This is a genomic window from Azoarcus sp. PA01 (genome assembly GCA_001274695.2).
Lineage (GTDB): Bacteria > Pseudomonadota > Gammaproteobacteria > Burkholderiales > Rhodocyclaceae > Aromatoleum.
Genome location: LARU01000002.1, coordinates 943,432 through 961,846, shown reverse-complemented (window position 1 = coordinate 961,846; position 18,415 = coordinate 943,432). Strand labels below are relative to the sequence as shown.

Genomic DNA, 18,415 nt, shown 5'->3' with positions numbered 1-18,415 from the left:
AGGCGGGATTATACGGAGCGGATTGTGGCGGGGCAGCGAAATGATCTATAAACGGGCGCTGTCGCTCCGGCACGGCGGGGAACGGGCGTTGCGTTGTCATGCAGCTCCAGCAATTGCCGGATACCGTGCGGGAGCGGCTCCCGCACCCGAAACGCTGCAGAGGATTCCACGATGACCGACTCCCGCCTGTCCCCGTCCCGCGACGACGCATCGACGAACACCTCCGGGAACACCCGCTTCGAAGCCGTGCTGCACGCGCGGTTGTCGCGTCGCCAGCTGCTCGGCGGGACGCTCGGCGCTGCGGCGCTGACGCTGACCGGAGCCGGCGTGCCGAGCGCTTTCGCGGCGCCCGCCGTCCCCGAGGCGGCCGCTGCCGGTCGCCGCGCGCCGCGGCTCGGTTTCACGCCGGTCGCAAAAAGCCTCGACGATGCCGTCGTGCTGCCCGACGGCTACCGCTGCAGCGTGCTGTTTCGCGTCGGCGACCCGATCGCGGCGAGCGTCGGCGAGTACCTGAACAACGGCGAGGACGACCCCGCGAGTTTCGCGCTGCGCGCCGGCGATCACCACGACGGCATGCATTACTTCGGGCTCGGCGAAAACGGCCGGCACCTCCGGAGCGCGTCGCGGCGCGGGCTGCTGTGCATGAACCACGAAGCGATCACGCCGGAATATCTGCACCCGCGCGGCCGGACCGTTGCCGACGGCGTGCGCACCGACGCCGGCGAAGTGCTGCGCGAGTTCTACGCGCACGGCGTCACGATCGTCGAGACGGTCGAGACCGTCGAAGGGGGCGGGAAATGGCGCTACGAGCGCAGCTCGCGCTTCAACCGCCGCATCCACACCTTGACGGATATGGCGCTTGCCGGGCCGGCGGCGAAGACGCGCTACCTGGTCACGAAATACGCGCCGGACGGCAGCCGCACGCGCGGCACGGTCAACAACTGCGCGAGCGGGCACACGCCGTGGGGCACGTACCTGACGTGCGAGGAGCACTGGGCGGGCTACTTCCGCCGCATCGCGGCGGTCGACGACCCTCGTCGCAGCGCGAAGGAGCTCGCCGCGTTTGCGCGCTACCGCGTGCGCGGCAACGGACGCGAGCTGTGGGCGACGGTGACGCCGGACACGCCCGACGAGCTCTACGGCCGCTGGAACGCGATGAAGCTCGGCGCATCCGCCTACGGCAGCGACGACTATCGCAACGCCGCGAACACGTATGGCTGGGTCGTCGAGATCGACCCGTTCGCGCCGGCCTCGACGCCGAAGAAGCGCACCGCGCTGGGGCGTTTCGCGCACGAAGGCGCGTGGCTCGGACCGGTGCGCGCGGGCGCGCCGCTCGTGTGGTACATGGGCTGCGATTCGCGCGACGAGTACATCTACAAGTACGTGTCGAACCAGCCGTGGAACCCCGCGGATGCGGACGGCGGGCTCGTCGCGGGGGACAAGTACCTCGACGACGGCCGGCTCTATGTCGCGCGCTTCGATGCCGACGGCAGTGGCAAATGGATCGAGCTGCGCTTTGGCGTCGGCAACGTCACGGCGGCGAATGCTGCGTATCCGTTCGCCGACCAGGCCGACGTCGTCGTCCACGCGCAGCTCGCGGCGGATGCCGCCGGCGCGACGAAAATGGACCGGCCCGAGTGGGCGGCGGTGAATCCGGCGAATGGCGAAGTCTATGTTTCACTGACGAACGCGAACGCATCGAGCCGCCCGCTCGCCGAGCTCGATGCCGCGAATCCGCGCTTCTACAACGACCGGAAGACGACCGGCCAGGACCAGCGCGGCAATCCCAACGGTCATGTCATCCGCTTCGCCGAAGCGGGTGGCGACGCGGGGGCGACGCGCTTCACGTGGGACGTGTTCCTGTTCGGCGCGCGGGCGAGCGCGGACGCGAAGGCGGTGAACATCTCCGGACTGACCGACGCGAACGACTTCTCGAGCCCCGACGGCCTGTGGTTCAGCCCGGCGACCGGCGTGCTGTGGATCGAGACCGACGACCGTGCTTACACGGACGTCACGAACTGCATGCTGCTCGCCGCAGTGCCGGGAAAGGTCGGCGACGGCGGGCCGCGCACGATCGTCAGCAGCGACGGCGTTTCGAGCATGGCCGTCAACACGCACGTCGGCGCGCAGCTCGGCGAGGAGAACCTGCGCCGCTTCCTCGTCGGGCCGAAGGAGTGCGAGATCACCGGGCTCGCCGAGACGCCGGACGGACGGGCGCTGTTCATCAACATCCAGCACCCGGGCGAGGCCACGCGGCCGGACTATGCGACAGCTCGCTTCGGCAGCCACTGGCCGGACGGCGGCCGTGCGCGGCCGCGCTCGGCGACGATCGTGATCACGCGCGAGGACGGTGGCCAGATCGGCATCTGACGCGGCGACCGGCTCTTCTGCGACGAGCGGGAAGGAGCACGGCGCAGGCCGCGTTTTTCCGGAGAAGCGCGCCGCGGACGGCGAGACGCTACGGGCTCGTCGCCGCCTCCAGTTTCGCGAGCCAGCGCAGCGCCTCCGCGCCGGAGTGTCCGCACATCTCGGCGGCGGGCATGAGCCCGGCGCAGCAGGCCGGGCGTTCCGGTCGGCCGAATATCGCGCAACGGTTCGTCGCAGTGAGCTGAACACACCGCACCCCCGCCGCCTTGCCGTTCGGCATTCCGGGAATCGGCGACGAGATCGACGGCGCGATGCAGCACGCGCCGCAGCCTGGCCGGCATTGCATCGCGCGCGAGCCGCCAGCGCGGGTCGTCACCGGCGTCGCAGCCGAAGCGGGCGCTGCAATCGTGGTCCCCGACTCCGACCGCGCAGGGTCACGCCGGCTGCGCCGCGTCGCGCACGGTGTCCCACCATTCGAGGATCGCCCCGACGTCGGGCGCGAGCAGCGTCGAACCGCCGCCGGTGAAGCGTTGCCATTCGTCGAGGAAGCGCTCGCCGACGGCAGTGACGACGGGAACGCCGGACGCGACCGCCATCGCCATCTCGGCGCGCAGGCCCGAGCCGCAGGCCTCCTGCGCGCCGAACTTGTTGATGAACACCAGCGTCGCACCCTGTTCGAGCGCATTGCGCACCGCCATCGCGGCATGCGCGAGCGCATCCGGATCGAGCCGGCACGCCTCCGAACCGCTGCCCAGATCCTGCGACAGTGCAAACCGTTCGCCGCCCGACAGGTCTTCGAGCTCCATGCCGCACGGATCCTCGGTCGTCGTCGGGATGTCGTGCTGCAGCACGCCGCCGAGCCGCACGCCCTGTTGTGCCAGCCGCCGTGCGGCTTCGATCAGCACCGGCTCGATGTGATCGGCAGGGGTGTAGAGGATCGCGGCGATCGGCAGGGCATCGGAGGACATGGCGGACTCGGATTGGCGGGATGAGGGTGCGATTGTCTCATCCGGCGCCGCAGCGATGAAGCGCGGAGCGGATTTTTTGCCCACAAGCAGTCGCGTTAACGGGGTGCCGACGCTCCCCGATGCGGGGGCGCGCGCCGAAGGCATCGCGGGAGTGCGGTTTGCAGGGAATCGCCGACGGTCCCGCCGGCGTTGATAGCAAGCGGGGCGCCGCTTCCCCCACTCGCGCCTGAAGGCGCATTCATGCGGAGTTCAAAAAATGGCCATTCCGACTACGACCCGCTTCAGCCTCATCGCCACCGGCATTTCGACAGCGGGTTTCCGGCGCCGAAGGTTGTGTTCCGTCGGACTCCCGGCGGACCTGAGGGCTCCGGTCCTCATGGCCCTGCGGTCGTCGATCGGCGACCCCGTCCCGGGGAAGACGCCGGACCCCACTCCGTCTCCTCATCCCGGCCCTTACCCGACCCCCAACCCGGAGCCGTATCCGAACCCGAACCCGACTCCGAACCCGAACCCGAACCCGAACCCGAACCCGAACCCGAACCCGAACCCGAACCCCGATCCGCAGCCTGGCCCGGGACCGACGCCGGAACCGGATCCGAGCCCGCCAACCCCGGTTCCGCAGCCCGGGCCGGACCCCTACCCACCGCCTCAGCCCGGTCCCGGTCCCCAGCCGCGTCCCGGTCCGGTCGTCGCTTCGCTCATCGAGACCGCGTAGGCGGACGAGCCGAAGGCGTAATTTCCGGGCCGCGGTTGCCGGTACGAAGCGAAAGCTTGGAAGCCTTACACCTGCCGATACACTTCGGCACCGCTCTTGACGAACTCGACCGCCTTCACTTCCATCCCTTTCGCGAGCGCCTCGTCTTCCTTGATGCCTTCCTGCGCGGCGAAGTCGCGCACGTCTTGCGTGATCTTCATCGAGCAGAAGTGCGGCCCGCACATCGAGCAGAAGTGCGCGACTTTCGCCGAGTCCTTCGGCAGCGTCTCGTCGTGGAATTCCTTCGCCTTGTCCGGGTCGAGGCCGAGGTTGAACTGGTCTTCCCAGCGGAACTCGAAGCGCGCCTTGGAGAGCGCGTTGTCGCGGATCTGCGCGCCGGGGTGGCCTTTCGCGAGGTCGGCGGCGTGCGCGGCGAGCTTGTACGTGATGATCCCTTCCTTGACGTCCTGCTTGTTCGGCAGGCCGAGGTGCTCTTTCGGCGTCACGTAGCACAGCATCGCGGTGCCGTACCAGCCGATCTGCGCCGCGCCGATGCCGCTCGTGATGTGGTCGTAGCCGGGCGCGATGTCGGTCGTCAGCGGCCCGAGCGTGTAGAACGGCGCTTCCTTGCAATGCTCGAGCTGGAGATCCATGTTCTCCTTGATCAGGTGCATCGGCACGTGGCCCGGACCTTCGATGATCGTCTGCACGTCGTGGCGCCACGCGATGTCGGTGAGTTCGCCGAGCGTCTTCAGCTCGCCGAGCTGCGCGTCGTCGTTTGCATCAAAAATCGAGCCGGGACGCAGGCCGTCGCCGAGGCTGAATGCGACGTCATAGGCCTTCATGATGTCGCAGATGTCCTCGAAATGCGTGTAGAGGAAGCTCTCCTTGTGGTGCGCGAGACACCACTTTGCCATGATCGAGCCGCCGCGCGACACGATGCCGGTCATGCGGTTCGCGGTCATCGGCACGTAGCGCAGCAGCACGCCTGCATGGATCGTGAAGTAGTCGACGCCCTGCTCGGCCTGCTCGATCAGCGTGTCGCGGAAGATTTCCCAGGTCAGCTCTTCAGCCTTGCCGTCGACTTTTTCGAGCGCCTGGTAGATCGGCACCGTGCCGATCGGCACCGGCGAGTTGCGGATGATCCACTCGCGCGTCTCGTGGATGTTCTTGCCGGTCGACAGATCCATGACCGTGTCGCCGCCCCAGCGGATCGCCCACGTCATCTTGTCGACTTCCTCGCTGATCGACGAGCCGAGCGCCGAATTGCCGATGTTCGCGTTGATCTTCACGAGGAAGTTGCGGCCGATGATCATCGGTTCGCTTTCCGGGTGGTTGATGTTGTTCGGGATGATCGCGCGCCCGCGCGCGACCTCACTACGCACGAACTCGGGAGTGATTTCCTCGGGAATCGACGCGCCGAACGACTGGCCGGGATGCTGGCGGGTCAGGAGCTTCGCCATCTTCTCGCCGGTCGGCCCGGCAGCGCGCAGCGATTCGACGTAGGCGCGGCGGTTCATGTTCTCGCGGATCGCGACGTATTCCATCTCGGGCGTGATCACGCCGCGCCGCGCGTAGTGCATCTGGCTGACGTTGGCGCCCGCCTTCGCGCGGCGCGGATGGCGGTGCAGGCCGGGGAAGCGCAGCTCGTCGAGCGCCTTGTCCGCAGCGCGGGCGCGGCCGAACTCGGACGACAGGTCGGCGAGCACTTCAGTGTCGCCGCGCTCGTCGATCCATCGGCTACGCAACGCCGGCAGGCCGGAGCGGATGTCGATTTTCGCCGTGGGGTCGGTGTACGGGCCGGAACAGTCGTAGACGAAGATCGGCGGATTCGGCTCGGCGCCCATCGACGCGGGCGTGTCGGCTTGCGAGATTTCGCGCATCGGCACGCGGAGGTCGGGGCGCGAGCCTGCGACGTGGATTTTGCGCGAGTTCGGGAGCGGCGCGACCGCGGCCTCGTCGACATGCGCTTTCGCGGCGATGAAAGTGTCGTGGGCGTTCATGGTGTTCTCCGTTTTGGGGGGCAGGGGCCGCGCAGGCGGCGTCTCGTTATGTGAAGTGAAGGCTAGGCGGACGGGCGTGCCCGGAGGGCGTGGAAATGGTGCACGGGGCCGTGGCCGCGGCCGACCGCGAGCGCGTCGGCCGACGCGATCGCGCGCAGCAGATAATGGCGCGCGTCGCGCACCGCAGCTTCGACCGGACGCAGGCTGCCGGCGTGCTGTGGCAGCAGCGCGGCAATCGCCGACGACAGCGCACAGCCGGTGCCGTGCGTGTTCTTCGTGTCGAGGCGCGGCGAGGGCAGCTCGATCATCCGGTCGCCGTCGAACAGCAGGTCGACGACTTCGGCGCCGGGCAGGTGGCCGCCTTTGAGCAGCACCCAGCGCTCGCTTGAGAGCGGGAGCATGTCGCGCAACCGCTCCGCCGCGCGGTACATCTCCTTGACCGATTCCGGCGCGCGCTGTTCGAGCAGCACGCCCGCTTCCGGGAGGTTCGGCGTGATCATGAAGCTTTGCGGCAGCAGCGCTTCGATCAGCATCGCGACGGCGTTCTTCGCGAGCAGGTGATCGCCGCTCTTCGCGACCATCACCGGGTCGCAGATGACGAACGGTGCACCGAAATGAGCGAGCCGCTCGGCGACGGTGGCGACGACTTCGGCGGTCCCGAGCATGCCGAGCTTGACTGCGGCGAGCCTGACGTCGGCGAACAGCGTGTCGATCTGCAGGCGCAGGAACGCGACCGGCGGCGTATGCACGCCGGTGACGGCCTGCGTGTTCTGCGCGGTCAGCGCGGCGACGATGCCGCAGCCGTACGCGCCGAGCGCGGAGAAAGTCTTGATGTCGGCGAGCACGCCGGCGCCGCCGCTCGGGTCGACGCCGGCGATCGAGACGACGTTAGGAGGCGGGCGCGTCATGCGCGCAGTCCCGTGCGGGAGAATCGCTGGAGCGGTGGTGAACAGGTCTGCATGAAAGCGTTTCCCTACGCCGGTGCGATCCGGATCAGGTTCAAAGGGTTTTTCTCAGCGCGTGCGAAAGCCGCACGGGCACCCCCAACGAGCTGCGAACGTTACCGGACGCCACGGGCTTCGGCAAGGATTTTTAGCGTCGCGATCGAAACCGTTCATTTCCTCATGCACGCCTGATGGAATCACCCGCCGCCGAAGCCCGCGAGCGCGGCGACGCCGAGCACTGCGAACAATGCCGCCGCGATGCCGTGGATCAGGCGGATCGGCAACCGGTTCGCGAAGCGGTCGCCGGCGACGACCGCCGGCACGTTCGCGACCATCATGCCGAAGGTCGTGCCGGCGACGACTGCAGCGAAGGCGCCGTACTGCGCAGCGAGCGCGACCGTCGCGATCTGCGTCTTGTCGCCCATCTCGGCGAGGAAGAACGCGACGATCGTCGTCGCGAGCACGCCGAGCTTCGGCGTGGCGAGATCGTCGTCGTCGAGCTTGTCCGGGACCAGGATCCACACCGCCATCGCGAGGAAAGACGCGCCGAGCACCCAGCGCAGCAGCTCCGGCCCGAGCAGCGTCGTGATCCACGTGCCGACGGCGCCGGCGAACATATGGTTCGCGACAGTCGCGATCAGGATGCCGGCGACGATCGGCCACGGGCGACGGAAGCGCGCCGCGAGCATGAAGGCGAGCAGCTGGGTCTTGTCGCCGATCTCGGCGAGCGCGACGATGCCCGAGGACATCAGGAAAGCTTCGGAAGGAAAAATCATCAGGTTCTCCGGGCCGGCTGATGACCGATGACTGCACGCCTCCCGGGCCCGAAAAATCGGAAGGCATGCAGCCAAAAGTCTCGCCAGGCCCGAAGGCTGGCCACGCCATGCCCGACGGGCAAGTCTGTTGACGTGGTCCCCGCGAAGGCGCGGGCGGCTACTCCCTGATGACGGCGCGAATTCTACCGACGTGGTGCGTCGATGGGAAGACAGGCATTCGAAGCGCAAGCCGAAACGGATCGCCGCCGGCTCCGCGGACTCTTCACCCGTTCACGAATCGCAGCCGGTTGTCGCTAAAGATATCCCGAACCCGGCCGAAGACCGTAACACCTCCCGGCCTTCCTGATGACGATGAAATTCCCGCTGCCCCACCTGCACCGCTGCCTGCTCGTCGCGCCGGCATTCGTCAGCTTTGCCGCGCTCGCCGGCCAGTGGGAGGTCGTCGTCAGGGACCGCGAGCGCCAGGTCGAGGTCGACCGTTCCAGCGTCATGGCGTCCGATGCCGGCAGCAAGGTCGCGTGGGGACGGATCGTGCTGTCACCGGAACGCTCGGCTGCGGAAGGCTATGCCGTGGTGAAAGCGCTGAACCGCTTCGATTGCCACAACCGCAGCTTCCAGACCGTCAAGCGCGTGTACCTCGATGCGCGCCAGTTCGTGCTGCGCGAAGAAGCGGTGCTCGACCAGCGGCCGATATCGGCAGCGCGCAACAGCGTCGATGAGCGGTTGTGGTTTAGGTTTGTTTGACGTCTGCCCTCCACGTGACGAGGCTGGATGACGCGAGAGCGCCTGCGGGCAGACGTTGAATAAACCTCCAGGGACGAAACCGCGGAATGCTGCCGCGCGGTTTGGGCAGGGCGCGACCTATGGGGATTTGAAGTCAGTCGCTGTTCCCGGGATGACCGATGATTGGCGCATCGAACCGTCGGCGACGCGCAGCTCGGCACCGAGGGCGGTCATTGGCGCCACGATCGCGCGTGCCGGAAGCGGCGAATGCTGGCGATACGGCATCGAGCAACAGCCGGCCGCTGTCGGCGCCGGGAATTCGGGTGCCGATGCTGTCGTGTGACGAGAGAACTGCAGGCGGTGGATCATGGTGGAGCGCGAATCGGCTGTCGACGCATAAGGATCTCGACGACCAGCATGGCGGCGCCGCAGCAGCGACAGACGAAGGTCGGCGGTGGCGTGACGGCGCTTTCGTTGTCGACCGGTTCGGGTCGAGGCACATCGAGCAAGGTACGCGCCCTCGCCAGATTCTGCAGTCGCCCGGCATTGGCCAGCAGTCCGTAGTGACGGATGCGGTGGAAACCCGTTGGCAACACATGCAGCAGGAAGCGCCGCATGAACTCATCGGCGGCGAGCGTCATCGTCTTGTGGCGGGTACGCCCCTTGGCGCGGTAGTCCTTCCAGCGGAAGGACACGCCGTGCTCATCCATCGCCACCAATCGGCGGTTCGAGATGGCCACCCGGTGGGTGTAGCGGGAGAGATAGGCCAATACGGCCTCGGGACCGGCGAACGGACGCTTGGCATACACCACCCACTCGCACCTGCGCAGCGGCACCAACCACTGGCCGAACGCGCCGGCATCGGCCAGGGGCTCGTGCTCGCCGAAGAATTGCAGCTGGCCGGCGCGATAGAGCTTCTCGAGTTCCTCGATGAAGCGCCGACGGAACAGACGCGACAGCACGCGCACCGGCAGGAAGAACCCGCGCCGGCAAGCGACCCAGCGTTTGCCGTCTGGAGAAATTCCACCGCCGGGGACGATGCCATGCACGTGGGGATGATGCGTCAATGCCGAACCCCAGGTGTGCAGGACCAGGGTGGCGCCGATCTGGGCGCCGAGGTGTTTCGGATCGGCGGCGATGGTCGTCAGCGTTTCCGCTGCGACGTCGAACAACAGCCGGTAGATCACCGCCTTGTTGGTGTAGGCGATGGTGCTGATCGGTTCGGGCAGCGTGAAGACGACGTGGTAGTACTCGACGGGCAGCAGATCGGCCTGTCGGGCCTCGAGCCAGCGCTGCGCGGCACGCGCCTGGCACTTGGGGCAATGTCGATTGCGGCAGGAGTTGTAGCTGATCTCCTCATGCCCGCAGGCATTGCAACGCAATGCGTGTCCGCCCAGCGCCGCGGTACGGCACTGTTCGATGGCCGACATGACCTTGAGCTGACCGAGGCTCAGGTGGCCTGACTGCTTTGTTCGCCACGCGGGGCCATGGGTGCGGAAGATGTCGGCGACCTCCAGGGCAGGCCGCCCCATGGCGGCGCTACGGCGAGTTCAGCTTCTCCAACGGGCTGACGATCTCGCGCAGGATGTCGGTGGCGACCTGGGCATACAGGGCGGTGGTTTCCAGCTTCTTGTGCCCGAGCAGGACCTGGATCAGGCGGATGTCGACCTTCTGCTCCAGCAGGTGGGTGGCAAAGGCATGGCGCAGCGAGTGCATCGATACCCGCTTGTCGATGCCGGCTTCGTCGGCGGCTGCGTGGATGGCGCGGTCGAGTTGCCGGGCGCTGAGGTGTCGGACCGGATCCTGACCAGGGAACAGCCAGCCGCCATCGAGCATCTTGCCCTGCGCATGGGCCACTCGCCACCACACGCGCAGCCGTTGCAGCAGCAACGGCGAAAGCATCGCATAGCGATCCTTCTGGCCCTTGCCTTGTTCAACCCGCAGCGTCATGCGCTGGCTGTCGATGTCGGCGACCTTCAGGGACACGACTTCGCTGATGCGCAGGCCCGTCGCATAGGCCAGTGCCAGGGCGGTTTGGTGTTTCAGGTTGCCGGCCGCAGCGATCAGGCGCTTCACCTCGTCCGGACTCAGGATCACCGGCAGCTTGCGCGGCAGATGCACCGGCTGCATCTTGGCCATCAGCTCGGGACGGTCGAGCGTGACGGTGAAGAAGAACTTCAAGCCGCAGATTGCCGCGTTGAGCGACGTGGGCGACGTCCCGTGATCCACCAGGTACAGCTGGTAGTTCCGCAGATCCTCGACGGTCGCGGTATCGGGGGAGCGCCCAAGATACTTCGCGAAGTAGCGTACGGCGCGCACGTACCCTTCCTGGGTTCGATCGCCCAGTTTGCGCATCCGCATGTCCTCGATCATGCGTTGGCGCAACGGACTGATGCTCGGCTTCTGGGTTTCCATGGCTTGCTCCTGTCGAAAACGAGGCGGATCGCCTCATTTCCAACATGGCAGAGCACTGCCGATGCACACCCGCGACGTCCTGACCATCCGAAGCGGTTCAGCACGCCCTACCGCGCGAGCGGTTTAGTCCCTGGCAGGAAATCTGTCGGCCCGCGTCGGTGCGCGACCTGCAAAAAGTTGCGCACGATGTCGTCGCCGCGACGGCGGCCGTGATCGACGATTCGACGATCGGCTCCCCGGTCAGGCTCGCAGCGGTCGCCCTGCAGGCGCCTGCGGAACCGCCACCGAAAGCGCCGTCCTCAACGGTACGTGCCCCCGTCGCTTCGACTGCACCCCTGCCCGAAGCGAAACCGAAAGTGAAGCCAGAGCCCGAACCAGAGCCGGAACCCGTGCCGGAACCCGTGCCGGTAACGGTGGCGGAGTTGCGTGCGGCGCAGGCTTCGCGGCCAGCGCTCCCGAAGACTCTGCCAGCCGCCGGGGTTCCCGTCGCGAGCGATGCGGCCTGGAGCTACGAAGGCGCGACGGGCCCGGAGCACTGGGGCAGGCTGCGGGCGGACTGGTCGCTGTGTGCCGACGGTCGGCGCCAGTCGCCGATCGAGCTGGGCGGCGGCGTCGCCGTCGATCTCGAGGCGCTGCGTTTCGATTACCGGGAGACGCAGTTTCACATCACCGACACGGGGCGCACGCTCGAAGTGCGGGTCGGCGAAGGCATGGGCGTCGAGATCCGTGGCCGGCGATATGAACTCGAGCATCTCGAGTTCCACCGTCCATCACTCGCACGCGTGGGCGGGCAGGCGTCCGACATGGCAGTGCATTTCCATCATCGCGACGCGGCCGGACGCACCGCCGTTGTCGCGGTGCTGCTCGAAGGCGCCGCTGGCGAACATCCGCTGATTCAGGCACTGTGGAACAGCCTGCCCCTGGAGCGCGGCAGCAGCTACGCACCGGCGTCGCCGATCGAGCTCGCCAGCCTCCTGCCGGCCAGTCCCGCCCACTACCTGTACGCCGGATCGCTGGTCACGCCGCCTTGCACCGAAGGCGTCGTGTGGGCAGTCATGAAGGAGCCGGTGAAGATATCGGCGGAGCAGGTGCGCGTCTTCGCGCGTCTTTATCCACGCAACGGACGGCCGATCCAGCCGCTCAACGGCCGCCTGGTGCTCGAGTCGCGCTGAAGCGGCGCTTTGCAGCGCCCCCTTCGCTCCGGATGCCGCACTTCGATTGCGGCTCCGGACTTTCCCCGCGCCACCTGGGCGCCTATCATGACTTCCCGCCGCAGCCGCCGCCTCTAGTGAGCGAATCTCGTGAGCGAATCACAATGACGACGGAACGCGGATCGCGGACACCGGGGCAAGGAGGGGTCATGTTCGAAGGGGTGGTAGCGGGAGCTCGCAGTGTCGGAATTGCCGCGGCGGCGGCCGGACAACGAGTTCGGGAGCGGCGCGCGCCGCGCGAGCCGCTGCACATCGAGGCGCGCTGGGATGGCGAGCGCGTCACCGCGCCGGCCCTCCTCGATTCCTGCCTGCCGGATACGCAGCCGCTCGTCGGCTGCACGGTCGCGGAAGCGCTCGGGCGGCTCCCCGGGCTGTGCGCAACGGCTCCTCGGGCGCAGACGATTGCGGCGGTCGCGGCCTTTGCCGGCGCCGGTGCCGAAGGGGCGGGGCGCAGCGAAGCGCGCGCCGAGGAGCGCACGATCGCCGCGGAAACCGCGCAGGAGCATCTGTCGCGGCTGATGCTCGACTGGCCGGTGCTGTTCGGCCACGCGCCGCGACGCGAGCGCTTCGCCGTGTTGCACCACGGACTCGCGCAGATCGGCGACGCGCGGGCAGCTTACGAACTCGGCGGCGATCTGCTCGATCTGGTCGCGGTCGAACTGCTCGGGGGCTTCTTCCGCGCGACGCGCGAGCCGACGGCGTTGCGCGAGTTGGTCGAGCGTGCCCGACAAGGCGGCACGATCGGCGAGGCGCTCGCCGACCTGATCGAAATCGGCCCATCGACCGCAGAGCACGAAGCCGTGCCGCTTCTGCCGTTGCTGTCGGCGCAGGCGTGGGGCGAGACGCTCGGCGGGCTCCCTTCGCCGCAGTTCTGTCGCACGCCGTCGCTGCACGGGCAGGCGCATGAAACCGGCGTGCTCGCGCGCCATGCCGGCTCGATGCTCGTGCGCATCCTGCTGAAGAAAGGCCACCGCATCGCCGCACGCCTGTTTGCGCGCGTCATCGACCTGGCGGATTGTGCGAGCCGTCTGCGTCACCCGCTCGCGGACGACATGCCGATGCTGCTCGACGCGGCACCGCTCGGCGAGCGGGCAGGACTCGCGTGGGTCGAGACTGCGCGGGGCCTGGTGCTGCACGCCGTGCGGCTTGACGACGGGTGTGTCGCCGAGTACTCGATCGTCGGGCCGACGCAGTGGAATTTCCACCCGGAAGGGCCTTTCATGACCGAAGGTTCGGGCTGGAGCGCAGCGTCGCGCGAGGCAGCGCGGCTGCGCTTCGCCGCGCTCGTGCTGTCGCTCGATCCGGGCCGGGATTTCGAAATCGCGCTGAAGCCTGCCGAACAGTGAATCCCCGTCCGTGCGGAGCGCGGGGATCGCAGCGCTCGCGCCGGTTCTTCCGCGCCAGCGCTGGGTGCTGTTCGCTTCTCATTTTGCATCGCCGGCACCTTTTGCCGACGGTTCCGTCCTCACGCCGACGACGGCGGTTGCGGCGGCGGTCGGCCTTCGAGGTCGGAAACTTTTTCCTCGACCACTTCGGTATGCACCAGCACCGCCGAATGGCGCGGCCGGACCGGCAGTCCGCGGCATTCGCGGTGCGCGCGCGTGAACGCCGCGCCGAACAGCAGGATCAGCGACGAATAGTTCACCCATAACAGCAGCAGCACCAGCGAGCCCGCGGCGCCGTACGTCGAAGCCGGTGCCGTCTTCGCCAGATACAGCGCAATCAGCGACCGGCCGAACGTGAACAGCGCCGCCGTGACGAAGGCGCCGAGCGCGACGTCCTTCCAGCGCAGGATCACGTCCGGCAACACGCGGAAGATCGTCCCGAACAGCAGCGTGACGACTGCGAGCGACACCAACATCTCGACGCCGGCGAGCAATGGCGCCGGCACCGGGAGCCAGTCGCTCGCGAAGGCGATGATCGAGTTCAGGATCACGCTCAGCAGCAGCGATACCAGCAGCACGAAGCCGATCGCCAGCACCACCATCAGCGACAGCAGGCGCGCCTTGACGAGCAGGAAGACGCTGCTGCGCGACGGTTTCGCCATCACTCCCCAGATCGCGTTCAGCGAGCGCTGCATCTGCGCGAACACGGTCGTCGCACCAAACAGCATCGCGCCGATGCCGACGAGCGTCGGCAACAGGCCGCTGGCTTCGAGCCGGCTGCTTGCGACGGCGGTCTGCACCGCTTCGGCGGCTTCCGGGCCGATCGCCTGTTCGAGCTGCGTGGCGATCTGGCCGCGCGCGGCGTCCTCGCCGAGCACCGCGCCGACGATGCTGACGACGATGATGACGACCGGGGCAACCGAGAACACGGTGAAGAACGCGAGCGCTGCGGCGTGGATGAACGCGTCGCTGTCGAGCCAGTAATTCACCGCGCGGCGCAGCACGCCGAACCAGTAGCCGAGTACTTTCTTCATGGACAGCTCCTCGCGCCGGGACTCATGCACTGAAGCATTTTGCGCTCCGCACCCGCTTTTCACTGTCCTCGACCCGCTTTTTCCGCGTGCCGGACCGCTGCACTCAAGGCCAAGACAGGAATGAGGCTTGCTGCGCTCGCGCGAGACGCCGGTCGTCGCCGAGGCGACGTTGCCCCGAAGAAAAACATACCGGGAATCGAAGGAGCCACCGATGAAAGCACTTTGCTGGCATGGCAAGAAGGACGTTCGCTGCGACACCGTTCCCGACCCCCGCATCGAGGATCCGCGCGATGCGATCGTCAAGGTGACGAGCTGCGCGATCTGCGGTTCGGATCTTCATCTTTACGACGGCTTCATGATGGGCATGGAGTCCGGGGACATCCTCGGCCACGAGTTCATGGGCGAAGTCGTCGAGGTCGGCGCGGCGGACCACCGCCTCAAGGTCGGCGATCGCGTTGTCGTGCCCTTCACGATCTGCTGCGGCGAATGCGAGCAGTGCCGCCGCGGCAACTTTTCCGTCTGCGAACGCAGCAACCGCAACAAGGCGCTCGCCGACAAGACGTTCGGACATTCGACCGCGGGGCTTTTCGGCTACACCCACCTGACCGGCGGTTATGCGGGCGGGCAGGCCGAATACGTGCGCGTGCCGTACGCCGACGTCGCGCCGGTGAAGATCACGAGCGGACTTTCCGACGACCAGGTGCTGTTCCTCGGCGACATCCTGCCGACCGGCTGGCAGGCGGCGGTGCAATGCGACATCCAGCCGACCGACACGGTCGCGATCTGGGGCGCGGGGCCGGTCGGGCAGTTCGCGATCCGCAGCGCGGTGCTGCTCGGCGCGACGCAGGTCATCGCGATCGACCGCGTCCCCGAACGCCTCGGCATGGCGCAGGCCGGGGGGGCGACGACGATCAACTGCGACGACGAGAGCGTCGTCGAGCGGCTCAGCGAGCTGACCGGCGGCAAGGGGCCGGAGAAGTGCATCGACGCGGTCGGCATGGAAGCCCACGCGACGCAGTCGCTCGACTCGCTGTACGACCGCGCGAAGCAGGCGATCATGCTCGAAACCGACCGGCCGCATGTGCTGCGCGAGATGATCTACGTGTGCCGCCCGGCCGGCACGCTGTCGGTGCCGGGCGTGTATGGCGGGCTGATCGACAAGCTGCCGTTCGGCGCGCTGATGAACAAGGGGCTGACGCTGCGCACCGGCCAGACCCACGTCAATCGCTGGACGGCCGATCTGCTGCGCCGCATCGAGGAAGGGCAGATCGACCCGACTTTCGTCGTCACGCACGTTGCCGCGCTCGAGGACGGGCCGGAACTGTACAAGACGTTTCGCGACAAGAAGGACGGCTGCATCAAGGTCGTCCTGAAGCCCTGAAGCCCTGAGGAGATCAGCGATGAGTGCGACTGCCTTCACGAGAACTTCGGCCCGTCACCGCCGCATTCGCGCCGCCGCCCGCGGCCTCGGCTGGTTCAGCATCGGGCTCGGCGTCGTCGAGGTGCTGATGCCGCGGCTCGTTGCGGGCGTAGCCGGGATGCGCGGCAGCGAGCGCTTCGTCCGCGCGTGCGGCGTGCGCGAGATCGTCACCGGCATCGGCATCCTTGCCGCGCGCCGGCCCGGACCGTGGATGTGGGTGCGCGTCGCCGGCGACGCATTCGATTTCGCGGCGCTCGGCAACGTGCGCAATGTCCGGCGTCCCGCGTCGCGCGTGCTGCTTGGTACGGTCGCCACGGTCGCCGCGCTCGACGCAGGGTGCGCGAACGCACTCGACCGCATCGAGCGGCGAGGGCGGCCGCCGGTCCGCGACTACCACGACCGGCGCGGTCTGCCGCTGCCGCCGGTCGCGATGCGCGGCGCGGCGCGCAAGGACTTCGAGATGCCGCCCGACATGGCGACGCCGGCGCTGCTCGCGCCGTGGCCGCCGGTGGCGCTGCGCCCGTAACAGCAGGATGTGAACGACGAAGGCCGCGGCGCTGTCACAGTCCGCGGCCTTCGGGGTTTGCGGCAGCGACGGCGGGCAGTGACGCGCCGCCGTGGCCCGTCACGCGTGATGGTGACCGCGCTCGAACACTTTCTTGAGGAGGTACGCGCCGGCGACCGCCGCACCGGTCGTCATTACCAGCGTGCCGGTGTGCATCGTGCGCACGCCGTTCATCGCGATCTCGCCCGCGTGCGGCGCGGACAGTTCGAGCCGGCGCTTCATCATTTCCGCGCCGAGTTCGCTGAGCCGGTTGCCGAGCAGGCGTTCGGCTTTCGGCAGCATGATCGTCTCTTCCTCGGCGGCGTGGTGCAGCACATCACGCATCAGGCTCATGAAAGTCTCGTCGTATTGCGGGTCGGTCGGCTCCATGCCGCGCAGCTGCGTGATCAGGCGCCGCATTTCCTCGTGCTCGCCGACGGACTTGTCCACCGTCGCGCTTTCGGCCATCGCCTGCCGCATTGCCGGGTAAAGGATTTCTTCCTCGAGCTGGGCGTGGATCTCGAGCGACAGGCACGCGCTGTTCACGAGCGCTTTCTTCGTCTGCGGCGAAGTGTCGGTTTCGTACTGATGGAAGACCGACAGCACGTGCGAGTGGTCGGTACGGATCATGTGCGTCGCACTCGGCGAGAGTTTGCGCATCAGCGGGTTCATGGATTGGCCTCCGTCAAGAGTTAGGGCTGCAGTGGAGGACAGCAAGCGCCGTTCCCGCGCCGGGATCCGCGCGCCGCAGCGATCAACGGCGACAGCGCGGGGCGCGAGCGGCGGCGCAATGCGGGCGTGATCGTGCCAGCGCACGGCGGCGGAGTGTCGCGGGGTAAGTCTTACAGGGGCGTGTAGATATGTGTGTAGATCTCGGCACGAACGCTATCGTGACGGGCGCGTCATGGCTCGGGCTGCACATTCTCTTCCGCCGCAACGCCCTCACCGCACGGTGATCGTGATCTTCCTCGAATATACCGGCGGGTTGTGTGGAACGTGTTTGTCGTCGCCCATCAGCAACTGCAGCGTGTGCCGGCCCGGCGGCAGTTCCAGCGTCGTTTCCGTTTCCCCGGCACCGAAATGCAGGTGGTTGCGGTCGGAAGGAATTTCCTGGTCCGGCGATGGCAGATCGGCGTCGATCAGCAGGTGATGGTGGCCGGTGTTCGGGAAGCTGACGTCCTTCGGCGCGACGCCCATGTTGCGCAGCCCGAACCACACTTTGAACGGCCGTCCGGCAGGCAGGACCTGGCCATCGTTGGGCCAGCCGATGTAAAGATAGGCATTGGTCGGCGCAGCGGTGCTGCCGGCGACGGCGCCCTCGGTGAGCAGCAGGAACGCGGCGGCGATGAACAGCTTGTGTATGGGCTTGTGCATGGATCGGCTCCCGGTCTTGACGGAAGATCAAATTGGAACCCGGGCGTCACCCGGTCAGCGCACCGTGATCGATATCTTCTTCGAATGCACAGGGGGATCGTGCGGCTCGTGGTTGTGATCGCCCATCAGCAGCTGCAGCGTGTGCTTGCCGGGCGGAAGCTCGATGCGCGCCTCGGTTTCGCCGGCGCCGAAATGCACGTGATTCCGGTCCAGCGGAATCTGCCCGTCGGTGGAGAGTTCGGTATCGATGAGCAGATGATGATGACCCACGTTGGGCAGTTCGACGCCTTTCGGGCACACGCCCATGTTGCGCAGCCCCATGCGCACCCACAGCTTGCCGCCACTGATGACGGCGCCATCCGGCGGCCAGATGATGTAGGCCTCGGCATCTTTCGGCGAGGGTGTCCCGGCTGCGGAGGCGGGCGCGGGCCCGATTGCCATGACGATTGCTGCTATCGAGCCAAGAATGATTTCCCTGGACATGTCGGGCATCCTCCCCAGGAAACATGCGGGGTAAACGTCGGGTAAACGCTGGAGCGAACGCTTGCCGAATCCGC

General features: G+C 67.5%; 17 protein-coding genes and 2 riboswitches. Of the genes, 6 read left to right on the top strand and 11 right to left on the bottom strand.

Features of this window, described 5'->3' with window-relative positions:
- The first annotated feature begins 171 nt into the window (after nt 1–171).
- On the top strand, nt 172–2,370 hold the full coding sequence (locus PA01_05525) for a PhoX family phosphatase (GenBank protein KON81142.1): 2,199 nt from the start codon (nt 172–174) through the stop codon (nt 2,368–2,370).
- A gap of 88 nt (nt 2,371–2,458) precedes the next feature.
- On the opposite strand, the gene PA01_05520 is transcribed toward PA01_05525, so the two are convergent.
- The 5 genes from PA01_05520 to PA01_05495 form a co-directional block, all read right to left on the bottom strand.
- Complete coding sequence (locus PA01_05520) at nt 2,459–2,713, bottom strand: YkgJ family cysteine cluster protein (GenBank protein ID KON82328.1); 255 nt, start codon at nt 2,711–2,713, stop codon at nt 2,459–2,461.
- An 88-nt stretch (nt 2,714–2,801) separates the two neighbouring features.
- Complete coding sequence (locus PA01_05515; protein ID KON81141.1) at nt 2,802–3,335, bottom strand: DUF2478 domain-containing protein; 534 nt, start codon at nt 3,333–3,335, stop codon at nt 2,802–2,804.
- Between the two features lie 780 nt (nt 3,336–4,115).
- Nucleotides 4,116–6,032: a phosphomethylpyrimidine synthase ThiC gene (gene thiC / locus PA01_05505; protein ID KON81139.1), complete on the bottom strand. Its 1,917-nt coding sequence runs from the start codon at nt 6,030–6,032 to the stop codon at nt 4,116–4,118.
- Nucleotides 6,033–6,094: 62 nt separating this feature from the next.
- Nucleotides 6,095–6,940: a bifunctional hydroxymethylpyrimidine kinase/phosphomethylpyrimidine kinase gene (gene thiD / locus PA01_05500; GenBank protein KON81138.1), complete on the bottom strand. Its 846-nt coding sequence runs from the start codon at nt 6,938–6,940 to the stop codon at nt 6,095–6,097.
- Between the two features lie 45 nt (nt 6,941–6,985).
- A riboswitch (TPP riboswitch) is annotated at nt 6,986–7,087 on the bottom strand.
- A gap of 86 nt (nt 7,088–7,173) precedes the next feature.
- The gene (locus tag PA01_05495) at nt 7,174–7,752 is read right to left on the bottom strand and encodes a TMEM165/GDT1 family protein (GenBank protein ID KON81137.1); all 579 of its coding nucleotides are present in this window, start codon (nt 7,750–7,752) and stop codon (nt 7,174–7,176) included.
- Between the two features lie 6 nt (nt 7,753–7,758).
- Nucleotides 7,759–7,934, bottom strand: a riboswitch (yybP-ykoY riboswitch).
- 163 nt (nt 7,935–8,097) lie between these two features.
- Between PA01_05495 and PA01_05490 the strand changes: the two genes are divergently transcribed.
- The gene (locus PA01_05490; protein ID KON81136.1) at nt 8,098–8,496 is read left to right on the top strand and encodes a hypothetical protein; all 399 of its coding nucleotides are present in this window, start codon (nt 8,098–8,100) and stop codon (nt 8,494–8,496) included.
- A 344-nt stretch (nt 8,497–8,840) separates the two neighbouring features.
- Here the strand turns inward: PA01_05490 and PA01_05485 are convergent, their stop codons facing one another.
- Nucleotides 8,841–10,007, bottom strand: coding sequence for an IS91 family transposase (locus PA01_05485; protein KON81135.1), 1,167 nt, complete (start codon nt 10,005–10,007; stop codon nt 8,841–8,843).
- A 7-nt stretch (nt 10,008–10,014) separates the two neighbouring features.
- Entirely contained in the window at nt 10,015–10,890 is an 876-nt protein-coding gene (locus PA01_05480) for a site-specific integrase (GenBank protein KON81134.1), read from the bottom strand.
- 158 nt (nt 10,891–11,048) lie between these two features.
- Between PA01_05480 and PA01_05475 the strand changes: the two genes are divergently transcribed.
- Together PA01_05475 and PA01_05470 are read left to right on the top strand one after the other, a co-directional pair.
- Nucleotides 11,049–12,062 (top strand): carbonic anhydrase family protein, encoded by a 1,014-nt coding sequence (locus PA01_05475; GenBank protein KAI5913042.1) that lies wholly within the window; start codon nt 11,049–11,051, stop codon nt 12,060–12,062.
- Nucleotides 12,063–12,250: 188 nt separating this feature from the next.
- Nucleotides 12,251–13,447 (top strand): hypothetical protein, encoded by a 1,197-nt coding sequence (locus PA01_05470; GenBank protein ID KON82327.2) that lies wholly within the window; start codon nt 12,251–12,253, stop codon nt 13,445–13,447.
- A gap of 119 nt (nt 13,448–13,566) precedes the next feature.
- Here the strand turns inward: PA01_05470 and PA01_05465 are convergent, their stop codons facing one another.
- Nucleotides 13,567–14,520, bottom strand: a complete 954-nt coding sequence (locus PA01_05465) for a YihY/virulence factor BrkB family protein (GenBank protein KON81133.1) — start codon at nt 14,518–14,520, stop codon at nt 13,567–13,569.
- 211 nt (nt 14,521–14,731) lie between these two features.
- Here PA01_05465 and PA01_05460 point away from each other — a divergent pair, with 211 nt between their 5' ends.
- On the top strand, nt 14,732–15,901 hold the full coding sequence (locus tag PA01_05460) for a glutathione-dependent formaldehyde dehydrogenase (GenBank protein ID KON81132.1): 1,170 nt from the start codon (nt 14,732–14,734) through the stop codon (nt 15,899–15,901).
- A 19-nt stretch (nt 15,902–15,920) separates the two neighbouring features.
- Nucleotides 15,921–16,466 (top strand): hypothetical protein, encoded by a 546-nt coding sequence (locus tag PA01_05455; protein KON81131.1) that lies wholly within the window; start codon nt 15,921–15,923, stop codon nt 16,464–16,466.
- A 99-nt stretch (nt 16,467–16,565) separates the two neighbouring features.
- Here PA01_05455 and PA01_05450 read toward each other — a convergent pair whose 3' ends face one another.
- From PA01_05450 to PA01_05440, 3 genes are all read right to left on the bottom strand, one after another.
- Nucleotides 16,566–17,156: a hemerythrin domain-containing protein gene (locus tag PA01_05450; GenBank protein ID KON81130.1), complete on the bottom strand. Its 591-nt coding sequence runs from the start codon at nt 17,154–17,156 to the stop codon at nt 16,566–16,568.
- Between the two features lie 270 nt (nt 17,157–17,426).
- A complete protein-coding gene (locus tag PA01_05445; GenBank protein ID KON81129.1) occupies nt 17,427–17,858 on the bottom strand; it encodes a DUF4399 domain-containing protein in 432 nt (143 codons plus the stop codon).
- A gap of 54 nt (nt 17,859–17,912) precedes the next feature.
- Nucleotides 17,913–18,299 carry a DUF4399 domain-containing protein gene (locus tag PA01_05440; GenBank protein ID KON81128.2) on the bottom strand — a complete coding sequence of 129 codons (387 nt, stop codon included), beginning with the start codon at nt 18,297–18,299 and terminating at the stop codon, nt 17,913–17,915.
- Nucleotides 18,300–18,415: the final 116 nt, after the last annotated feature.